Source organism: Geminicoccus flavidas, from assembly GCF_009806515.1.
Taxonomy (GTDB): Bacteria; Pseudomonadota; Alphaproteobacteria; order Geminicoccales; family Geminicoccaceae; genus Geminicoccus; species Geminicoccus flavidus.
The window spans coordinates 1-9,693 of sequence record NZ_WUJP01000223.1 but is presented as its reverse complement, the minus strand read 5'-3'; the positions used below and the strand labels follow the sequence as shown (position 1 = coordinate 9,693).

The 9,693-nt window shown below is 67.0% G+C and carries 10 protein-coding genes; 2 read left to right on the top strand and 8 right to left on the bottom strand.

The features are described from left to right. On the top strand, positions 1-803 hold an 803-nt coding region (locus tag EQG76_RS06400; protein ID WP_235031229.1), incomplete at its 5' end, for an SDR family NAD(P)-dependent oxidoreductase. Between the two features lie 25 nt (positions 804-828). On the opposite strand, the gene EQG76_RS06395 is transcribed toward EQG76_RS06400, so the two are convergent. From EQG76_RS06395 to EQG76_RS06365, 7 genes are all read right to left on the bottom strand, one after another. Next, positions 829-2,517 (bottom strand): glycoside hydrolase family 88/105 protein, encoded by a 1,689-nt coding sequence (locus EQG76_RS06395; protein ID WP_159711653.1) that lies wholly within the window; start codon positions 2,515-2,517, stop codon positions 829-831. A gap of 225 nt (positions 2,518-2,742) precedes the next feature. Next, complete coding sequence (locus EQG76_RS06390) at positions 2,743-3,117, bottom strand: RICIN domain-containing protein (RefSeq protein ID WP_200840601.1); 375 nt, start codon at positions 3,115-3,117, stop codon at positions 2,743-2,745. 158 nt (positions 3,118-3,275) lie between these two features. After that, positions 3,276-4,256: an ABC transporter permease gene (locus tag EQG76_RS06385; RefSeq protein WP_159711649.1), complete on the bottom strand. Its 981-nt coding sequence runs from the start codon at positions 4,254-4,256 to the stop codon at positions 3,276-3,278. Positions 4,257-4,263: 7 nt separating this feature from the next. After that, complete coding sequence (locus EQG76_RS06380; RefSeq protein WP_159711647.1) at positions 4,264-5,304, bottom strand: ABC transporter permease; 1,041 nt, start codon at positions 5,302-5,304, stop codon at positions 4,264-4,266. Next, entirely contained in the window at positions 5,301-6,860 is a 1,560-nt protein-coding gene (locus tag EQG76_RS06375) for a sugar ABC transporter ATP-binding protein (protein WP_159711645.1), read from the bottom strand. The genes EQG76_RS06380 and EQG76_RS06375 overlap by 4 nt, the downstream gene beginning before the upstream one ends. A 70-nt stretch (positions 6,861-6,930) precedes the next feature. After that, on the bottom strand, positions 6,931-8,061 hold the full coding sequence (locus EQG76_RS06370; protein WP_159711659.1) for a sugar ABC transporter substrate-binding protein: 1,131 nt from the start codon (positions 8,059-8,061) through the stop codon (positions 6,931-6,933). A 342-nt stretch (positions 8,062-8,403) separates the two neighbouring features. After that, positions 8,404-8,607, bottom strand: a complete 204-nt coding sequence (locus tag EQG76_RS06365; protein ID WP_159711643.1) for a YdcH family protein — start codon at positions 8,605-8,607, stop codon at positions 8,404-8,406. A gap of 179 nt (positions 8,608-8,786) precedes the next feature. Between EQG76_RS06365 and EQG76_RS33895 the strand changes: the two genes are divergently transcribed. Continuing rightward, entirely contained in the window at positions 8,787-8,996 is a 210-nt protein-coding gene (locus EQG76_RS33895; RefSeq protein ID WP_456237660.1) for a small membrane protein YohP, read from the top strand. 174 nt (positions 8,997-9,170) lie between these two features. Here the strand turns inward: EQG76_RS33895 and EQG76_RS06355 are convergent. After that, on the bottom strand, positions 9,171-9,693 hold a 523-nt coding region (locus EQG76_RS06355; protein ID WP_159711641.1), incomplete at its 5' end, for a TRAP transporter large permease subunit.

Sequence of the window (9,693 nt, the reverse complement as noted above, 5' to 3'; positions counted from 1 at the left end):
ACCGGCCGGCTGGTTTAGGCCGGTGGCGTGCAGGAGGCGAGGGCGTGCGGGGACTTTCGGGCAAGCGGGCGGTCGTGACCGGCGCGGCCACCGGGATCGGGCGGGCGACTGCCCTGCGGCTGGCCGAGGAAGGCGTGCGGGTCGCGGTGATCCATCACGGCCAGGCGGACGAGGCAGACTCACTGCTCCAGGCCATGCAGCCGGTAGACGAGCCGCATCTGGCGCTGGACGCCGACGTGGCGGACGAGGCGGCACTGGAGCGGGCGTTCGATGCCGTGCTGGCCGGGTTCGGCGGACTGGAACTGCTGGTGGCCAACGCCGCGACCAAGCGGATCAACGATCCTTCCGCCTATCCCATGGCCGACTGGGACGTGGTCCATGGCGTCAACCTGCGTGGCGCCTATATGACTGCCCGCGCCTTCCTCCGGCGCCGGACCGGACCGAAGGGCGCGATCGTGTTCGTGTCCTCGGTCCACGAGATCACGCCACTCGAGGAGGACATCGGCTATGCCGCCTCCAAGGCGGGCCTAGCGGGCGTCACCCGGACCCTGGCGCTCGCCGAGGCCCGTCGCGGGGTCCGGGTCAACAACCTCGCACCGGGCGGGGTGATCACGCCGATGAACCCGACTTGGACGCCCGGCTCAGCCGTGCTCGCCGAGTTCGAGGCGAAGGTGCCGCTCGGCCGGGCCGCCCAGCCCGAGGAGATGGCCGCGGTGGCGGCCTTCCTCCTGTCCGACGAGGCCTCCTATGTCACCGGCCACACATTGGTGGCCGATGGCGGGGTCATGTGGTCGCCGAACTGATGCCGGGACTGGCGGCGAGGCGGGCTCAGCGGGCCTCGGCGGTCGCCTCGCCGACCGGCGCGTAGACCTGCCCGGTGGTGAGGACCAGGGCGTCGATGGCCGTACCGGGCTTGCCGTGGGCGATTTCGATGAAGTGCAACCCGGCCATGAGCGGCAGGAGAACCGGCTCGCCATTGCCTCGGGACAGGTCCGCCCAGCGCAGGCGGGAACGGTGCGGCTCCACCTGCCACCAGATCCAGTCGCCCCCGTCCACCCTCAGCCAGAAGCCGTTGCTGTTGCGGTCCGGCGCCCGGAACCGCCCCCAGAGCCGGTAGTTGCCCGCGCGGGGCAGGTCGACACGCACCAGGGCCCGTCCGATCGGGCCGTCGGCGGGCCCGCCCGTCGCCTCGGTCATCAGCACCAGCCGGCCGCCGCTGGCGCCAGGATACTGCCAGGGGCTCATCGGCCGGCGCGCCAGCCCCGATTCGGCCTCCTGCCCCACCAGGACCGTCCCCGGCGGCAGGCGGCGCAGGGGCGTCTCGTACATGAGCAGGAAGGCGCCCAGACCATGCGGATCGTCGACCACGACCCGCGTCAGATCCAGATAGTCGGCTGCCGTCTCGCCGATCCCGGTGCCGCGCACCGCTCCGACCAGGCTGGCGCGGCCATTCTCCACGGAAACCCGGTCGATCATGCCCTGCAGCGCGCGCGCCGCCAGCGCATGATCCGCGAGCGGCAGCCAGCGCCGCGTCACCGCCTTGGTGATGACATAGGCATGCATGGACGAGCAGGAGGTTTCGACGAAGTTCTGGGTGGGACCGTTCTCCGTCTGGATGACGGCGCGGCCGGCCATGACCTGCCGCCAGCCGCCCGGGTCGGCGACGAAGGTGGACCGGTAGCCGTCCACCAGTCTGGCCAGGCGCGTCATCAGGGCCTGCCGGTAGGCGTGCCCCTCGGGCAGCGCGTCCAGCACCGTGACCAGACTGATCCCGTACCAGCCGACCGCCCGGCACCAGATCACCGGGGCATGCTGCGGCTTGGGCAGCCGCGCCCACATGAAGTCGCGATCCTGGTCAAAGGCATGCCAGAGCAGCCCGGTGTCCGGATCCTGCAGGTGCCGGCCATAGACCTCGAGCTGGCGCGCGGCCTCGTCCAGTCCGGTGCGGCCGTCGCCCGGCACCAGCCGGCTGTATTCCACCAGAAAGGGCGTGAACATGAAGCTGCCATCCGCCCAGATCACGTTGGACGCGAACCGGCTGGACGGCGCGTCCCGGTGCCAGAACGCGCCGCTGGCGGTGCGCGGCCAGTCGCGCAGGCGCTGGCGGATGGTGTCGGCCGCCAGCCGGAACCGCTCGTCGCCGGTGGCCTGCCAGAGCTGCAGCACCAGCAGGCCGGGCATCAGGCTGTCCAGTGTATCGAGCTCGATCGCCGCCCCGCCCGGTGCCGCCACGATCCGCCCGTCCGGCTCGACATGCCGGTAGCCCCACTGCTTCACATGCTCCAGCAGCCGGGGGTCGCCGGTGCGGTCATAAACGAGCTTGAGCCCGTACAAATAGAGCGCCTGCTGGTACTGCCAGGCGCGGGCGCTGCCAGAGACAGGAGCACCCTGGCGGTTGATCAGGGCAGCCCTGGCGAACTCCAGCCCCCAATCGGCCGAGGCGTGAACCGGGGCCGCGGTGACGAGCAAGACCAGTGCAACGGCGACTTTCCGTACCCCGGAAAAGATCTTGAACACCTGGCATCCCCCACGCCCGCTGCATGGGCGTGACAGCATCGTCGTCACCGCCCCCGTGAAGCGTCGAAGCTGATCCATTTCGGCAGGTCAATGCTACCTGGGCACGCAGGGTGTTGCGTCAGGGCGGCCGTGGCACCAATCCAGGCCCACGGCTGGACCTGGATTGGCCTCATTTGCTGCTTGTTCAGCCAGTAGTCTCGGCAGGATTTGTCGATCGCGGTCCGGTCACCGCACCAGCCATTTCTGGTTGGAGCCGCCATGGCAGGTCCAGATCTGCAGCGGCGTGCCGTTGGCGCTGCTGCCGCCGGTCGCATCCAGGCAACGGAAGCGGATGCCGCGAATATCGCCATCCATCACCGTCCAGGCCTGGTTGCCGCCGCCATGGCAGGTCCAGATCTGTACGGCAGTGCCAGGCTGGGTGCTGAAGCCGCGCACATCCAGGCACTTGCCGCCGAAGCCACGGATCTCGCCGTTGCCGATGACCCAGTTCTGGTTGGGACCGCCATGACAGGTCCAGAGCTGCACGGGTGTCCCATCCGCCGAGCTGCCGCCGCGCACATCCAGGCACTTGCCGCCAATGCCGACGATCTGGGCAGCCATGGTGCTGCCAACCGATGCAGCAAGAAGTAGCGCGCCGAGCAGAGAGGTTCTTCCAATGCTACTCAGAGTAAACATGAAGCACCCTCCTCAAAAAGGAGGCAGCTATTATACATCCACTATGGCGGAGGAGAAGGTTCGGCAGCGCAGGTCATGGTCTGCTAGGCGATCACGCCGCGCTGGCGGCCATAGACCAGCAGCATCAGGATGATCACGAGGCCGTAGATGATCTGCCGCCCGGCTTCCGGCATCTGCATGACCGAGAGCACCGAGGTCAGCAGCACGATCAGGATGGTGCCCACCACCGTGCCGAGATAGCGGCCGCGCCCGCCCAGGATGTTGGTGCCGCCGATCACCACGGCGGCGATGGCCGGGAGCAGGTAGGGGTCGCCCATGCCCTGGTAGGCCTTGGACGAGTAGCCGGCGAGCAGGACGCCCGCCAGGGCGGAGCAGGCGCCGGACACGACAAAGGCCAGGATGATGACCATGCGGGTGTTGATGCCGGACAGGTAGGCGGCGCGCTCGCGGTTGCCGATCGCGTAGATGTAGCGGCCGATCGCGGTGCGCTGCAGGAGGAGGACCACCAGGACCGACAGGACCGCCCAGACGATCAGCGGCATCGGGATGCCCAGCACGTTGCCGGTGGCAAGGTAGCTCATGAGCGGCGTGGCGGTGCTCTGCGGGGCATAGCCGCCGGTGAGCATCACCATGAAGCCGCGCATCACCGCGTTCACGCCGAGGGTGAAGATCATGGACGGCACACGCAGATAGGCCACGCCCAGCCCGTTCATCAGGCCCACCACCATGCCGACCGCCAGCCCCACCGGGATGGCATAGGGACCGCCGATGGCACTGCCGAGCATGGCGCCGGCGGTGAGCGTCCAGGGGATCGACAGGTCGATATGGCCCAGCAGGATGACCAGCATGGCGCCGGCGGCGACGATCCCTAAGAACGCGCCGACCTGGAGCTGCTGGAGCAGGTAGACCGGGCTGAGGAAACTGGCAGTGCCCTGGGTCGCCAAGGTGTAGGCGGTGCCGGTCGCCAGGATCACCAGGATGAAGGCGCCGGCGATTAGGATCGGCTTGTCCTCCGGGGACAGGGACCAGCCGGAGGCGGGCTTGGGAAGGGAGCCGGTGGCCATGGTCGGTTCAGCCCAGCAGTTCGAGGCGGTTCTTGACGCGGAATACCCGGGCAGCACCGATCGAGACGGCGCCCAGCAGCACGATCCCCTCGAACAAGGGCTGCAGGAGCGGGGCGATGTCGAAGATCCGGAAGTTGAACGAAATGGCGCGGATGACCATGGCCCCGATCAGTGAGCAGATCGCCCCGCCGGAGCCGCCCATCAGCGAGGTGCCGCCGATCACCACCGCCGCGATCGAGTTCAGCGTGTAGGCGCCGGCCTGGGGCACGTCGGCATTGCCGGAGCTGGTCTGCAGCGCCAGATAGAGGCCACCCAGGCCGGCGAAGAACCCGGCGAGCGTGAAGGCGGCGATCTTGCAGCGGTCGATGCGCACGCCGGACATGTAGGCGGCACCCTCCGACGAGCCGATCGCATAGACGCCGCGGCCGGTGACCGAGTTGCGGAACGGGATCCAGATCAGGAAGATCACCAGCAGCATGATCGCCATCGGCATCGGGATCCAGGCGAACGGCGCCAGCCAGGCCGCCTCGCCGTCGTCGAACAGGCCGTAGGTCGCGCAGAACTCGTAGACGTCGTTGGTGAGCGCCCAGGACAGGTCGCCGTCGACCTCGCCGCCGGGCGTGGGCCGGATGAACAGGGCGATTCCGATATAGACGGCACCGGTTGCGAGCGTCGCGATGATCGGCTGGATTCGGCCATAGACCACGACCGCACCGTTGACCCAGCCGGCGAGCGTGCCCGCGGCCAGGCAGACCAGGATGCCCAGCACCATCTGCCAGCCCGAGCCGTTGACCAGCACGCTGGCCAGGCAGTTGACCAGGGTCATCACCGCACCCACCGACAGGTCCAGCCCGCCGGCCAGGACCGGTACGGTCTGAGCCATAGCGACGGCACCGATCACGAAGCTCTCGTTGGCGTTCTGGATCAGCACCGCCGTCGAGAAGCCCTTGGGGTGCAGGCCGTTATAGACCAGCCAGAACAGGAGGAAGAGGCCGATCGCGAGCAGGAGGCCGAGATTCTGGCCCAGGCGCAGGCGGAGGTCGTTCACGGGCTGATCCCGGAATGGTTGGCAGGCGCCGCCTTGGCGTCGGCACCCAGGTTGAGCGAAGCGGCGACGATCGCCTTCTCGTTGATCTCGCCGCCCTGCAGCTCACGGACGATTCGCCCGTCATAGAGGATCAGCACGCGGTCGCAGCAGCCGATCAGCTCGTCATAGTCGGTGGTGTAGAACAGGATCGACGCGCCCGCGTCGGCCAGGTCGCGCAGAAGCTGGTAGAGTTCCTGCTTGGTGCCGACGTCGATGCCGCGGGTCGGATCGTTTAGCAGGATGATGCGCGGCTCGGTCAGCAGCCACTTGGCGATCACCACCTTCTGCTGGTTACCGCCGGACAGGGTCGCGACCGGGTTGGCGACGTCGCCGGCCTTGATCTTCAGCTTGTCGACCATGCGCTGGATCGCGGCCCGCTCCTTGGCCGGGTCGATGAACACGCCCGAGGTCAGGCTGCCCATCGCGGCCATGCCGAGATTGTCCGCGATCGACATGGGCAGCATCAGCCCCTCGGTCTTGCGGTCCTCGGGAATGAGCGCCATGCCGATCGAGCGGTGCTTGGCCTGGGCCGGGCTGGACAGCGTGACCGGCCTGCCGTCCACCAGGACCCGTCCGGACAGGCCGCTCAGCACCCCGAACAAGGCCAGCTGCAGCTCGCGTTGGCCCTGCCCGTCCAGTCCGCCCAGCCCTACGATCTCGCCCTTGCCTACCTCGAGGGAGACGCCGTTCAGGCGGTCGCCCCAGCGCAGGTCCTGCACCTCCAGCACCGGCGGCACAGCACCCCGGCCCTCCGGCTTCGGTGGATAGACATGGGCCATCTCGCGGCCGATCATGAGCTGAACGATCTCGTCGGGGCTGCGCGTGCCGGCCGGGAAGGTCTCGATGTGGCGACCGTTGCGGAACACCGAGCAGGTGTCGGCCAGCGCCTCGATCTCATGCATCCGGTGGCTAATATAGAGGAGGCACAGGCCCTCCTCGCGCAGCTTCTTCAGGATGTCGTAGACCTTCAGCACGTCGGAGCTGGTGAGCGCCGAGGTGGCTTCGTCCAGGATCAGGAGCCTGGGCCCGCGGCCCAGCGCCTTGGCGATCTCGACCATCTGCCGGCGCGACAAGGGCAGGTTCCTGACCTGCTCCAGCGGGTTGACGTCCTCGCAGCCGACTCTTGCCAGGAGCTCCTCGGTGCGGCGGCGCTGGGCACGCTTGTCGATCAGGCCCAGCCGGGTGCGCGGCGGGTTGGAGATGCCGATATTGTCCGCGACCGAAAGGTCGGGCATCAGCGACAGTTCCTGGAAGATGCAGACGATGCCGGCGGCATTCGCCGCGAGCGGGTCGCGGAAGCGCACCTGTTGGCCGGCCAGGCGCATCGTGCCCTCGTCGGGCTGGACCACGCCGGCGATGATCTTGATCAGCGTCGACTTGCCGGCACCGTTCTCGCCCAGCACGGCGTGGATCGAGCCCCGCCGGCAGGCGAAGTCGACCTTCTCCAGCGCGCGGACGCCACCATAGCGCTTGCTCACGCCGGAGAGTTCCAAGAACGGCGAGTTGTCTGGCGTCATCGGGCGCTGCTCGCGAAGTCATGAAGGGAACGGGAGGGGCCGTGGCCAAGGACAGGCCACGGCCGAAGGATCACTCCACGTTCTCGGCGGTCTTCGCCATGATGTCGACCGCCTTGATGTTCACGTCGCAGGGCGGGAACTCGTTCGGCGTGAAGAAATTGTCGGTGAGATCCGACCAGTAGTTCTCGCCGTCCTTCAAGTTGGTGTAGTCAGCGACCGGGATCGGCACGGAGATCATCTGGGGCATCGTGTTGCCTTCTAGCGCCGCGATCGCCGCCTTGATCGAGATTGCCGCCAGGCCCGGCGACTGGCCGTAGGACAGGCCCTTCAGCCCGTCCTTGGCGTGCTGCGCGATCTGCTTGCGGAAGCCGTTCTCGCCCTCGCCCGCGATCGGCACGAACGGGTGCCCGGCGTCCATCAACGCGCGCACGGTACCGTCTGAGCCGCCCTGGGTGAAGATGCCGTCAAAGCGCCCGTGGACGGCGAGCGCGTCAGCGGTGGCCTTCTGCGAGGTACCGGTGTCCCAGTTGCCGACGATCTCGACCACCTCGAAGTCGCCCGCGGCCTCCAGCGCGTCGCGCAAGCCCTGGTGGCGGTCACGGTCGACCGAGTTGCCAGGCACCCCGCGGACTTCCAGGATCTTTCCGGAGGTCTTGCCCATCTCCTTGACCAGGAACTCGCCCGACATCTTGCCCATCTGATACTGGTCTTCGTTGACCTGCATCACCTTGTCGGTGTCGAGCGTATTGTCGAAGGGCACGATCACCACGCCGTTGCGGTCCGCCAAGCGGATCACCCGGTCGAAGCCCTCGGGGCTCACCGCGATGGTCACAATCGCGTCGAAGCCCTGGTTGATGAAGTCCTCGATCGCTCCCAGCTGCGCTGCTGCGTCCGTGCCGGTGGAAACGATCTTGAACTCCTTGATCTTTTCCTTGATGCCGGGCGATTCGGCATAGACCTTGGCGGTCTGGATCATCTGGATCCGCCAGGTATTGCCGACGAAGCCGTTGACCAGGGCGATCCGGTACGGCCCTTCCTTCGCCTCCCATTTCATGAACTTGGTGTCGGCATCCCAGGGAGCGAAGCATTCGGGCAGGTAGCCTGGGCCCTCCACGATCTCCGGTCCGGCCGCCTGGGCGCCGTGTACCCCCACCAGCAAAGCCATTGCAGCAGCCGCGGCAAGCGCCGTGCGGCGCACCATGTTCGTCATTTCTCGCCTCCCTGAGTGGCCTTATCGAAGCCATGCATCCCGGTCGCCAGGGGCGGCACGGTCAGGCATTCACCATCTCGGGGGAAAGAATGATCCTATTTTTGAACGGTGCGCAAGATTGTCGCGACCAAGGCGCCTCCCACTGCCGCTCGGCCGGGATGATCGGCCCCTGGCCCAGGGCGAGGTCGCACAAGACCGCAGGCGGTTCGACGCCAGGAGGCGCAGGTGCCGTGGGCGCCTGCCGCCTGCAGCCAAGGCCGGCCGGAAGTCATTGCCTCCCTGACACCGTGCGCCGCACGGCGGGAGGACCGTGAACCACGGCCGGCGATCAGACTACTGGAGGACGCGGGCCGTCCCGCTTGTCGTGCTCATGTGAGCATCGAGCTTGGTGATCTGTTCTTTGATTCTAAGCTTCTCCCGCTTCAGGCGGGTCAGGATGCTCTGGTCTGGGAGAGGTCGGTGCTGTTCTTGTTCGATCAGGTCCTCAATCTGGGACTTTTTCACGCGCAAGCTACCGACATGCTCCAGCAACGACATGCGTGAGCTCCTTCCCAAAGGTGGTCTCCACCCTTGAGATATAGCCTCGGCCACCGGAGGTTGCCACCGCATGGTCACTATTTCGTCACGCCCCGGCGTGCACGTCGGTCGCATGGGCAGCGCCCTCCGGGGCTGGATCTTCATTGGCTTGGCGCCTGCGGAGGGTGCGACGCCGGATCATGGTCCTAGCCTTGGGCCAGAACAGCGCAAGGGGCTTGACCCCGCCCGTTCCGGAACCGGTGGTCGATGCGGCCGTTGAAACAAGAGTATATCTTCAGTGTCAAACACAGAGGACGGCTTCAATGCTCAAGTTCATCGGCGGAACTATCGGCATAATCTTTCTGATCGGCCTGTTGGTAGTGATCGGCCTGCTTGCCCTGATCTTCTAATGGACTGCCGGCGTCTGTGAACTAGCCACTTGGCTGCCCCGCCGCTCGGGATCTGAGCAGGACTTGATCAGCGGGCGAGGGCAACGGATCGGCACGGCGCCCGCCGTGCCAGCGACATCTGGCATGGTCCGCGCCGTGACCGGCACCGGCGCCTGCCGGTGCCGGCCTGACGTCTCAGCGAGTCAGGAGCAGCGAGATTTCCGGGATGTAGGTGAGCAGGACCAGCGTCACGAACAGCGCTGCGTAGAGCATCAGCGCCTGCCTGGTGAAGGCGGCCACGCTGATCTTCGTGATATTGCAGACCAGCAGCATCACCGTGCCGACCGGCGGGGTCAGGGTGCCGATCGACAGGTTGAAGATGATCACGATGCCGAAATGGATCGGGTCGATGCCCAGGCTGCGCACGGTCGGCATCAGCAGAGGCACCAGCACGATCATCAGCGCCGTGCCCTCCATGAACATCCCGGCGACTAGGAGGATGACGTTCACCACGATCAGGAAGGCGAAGGGGCTGTCAGTATGGCCGGTGATGAACTGGGACAAGCCGACGCCCGCCTGCTCCAGGGAGAAGATCCAGGCGAGCGCGGAGCTGGCCATGATCACCAGGAAGATCGAGGTGGTGGACTTGGCGGACTCGGCGAGCGCGGCCCCGACATCGGCCAGCCGCATCTGGCGGTAGATGACGAAGCCGATGATC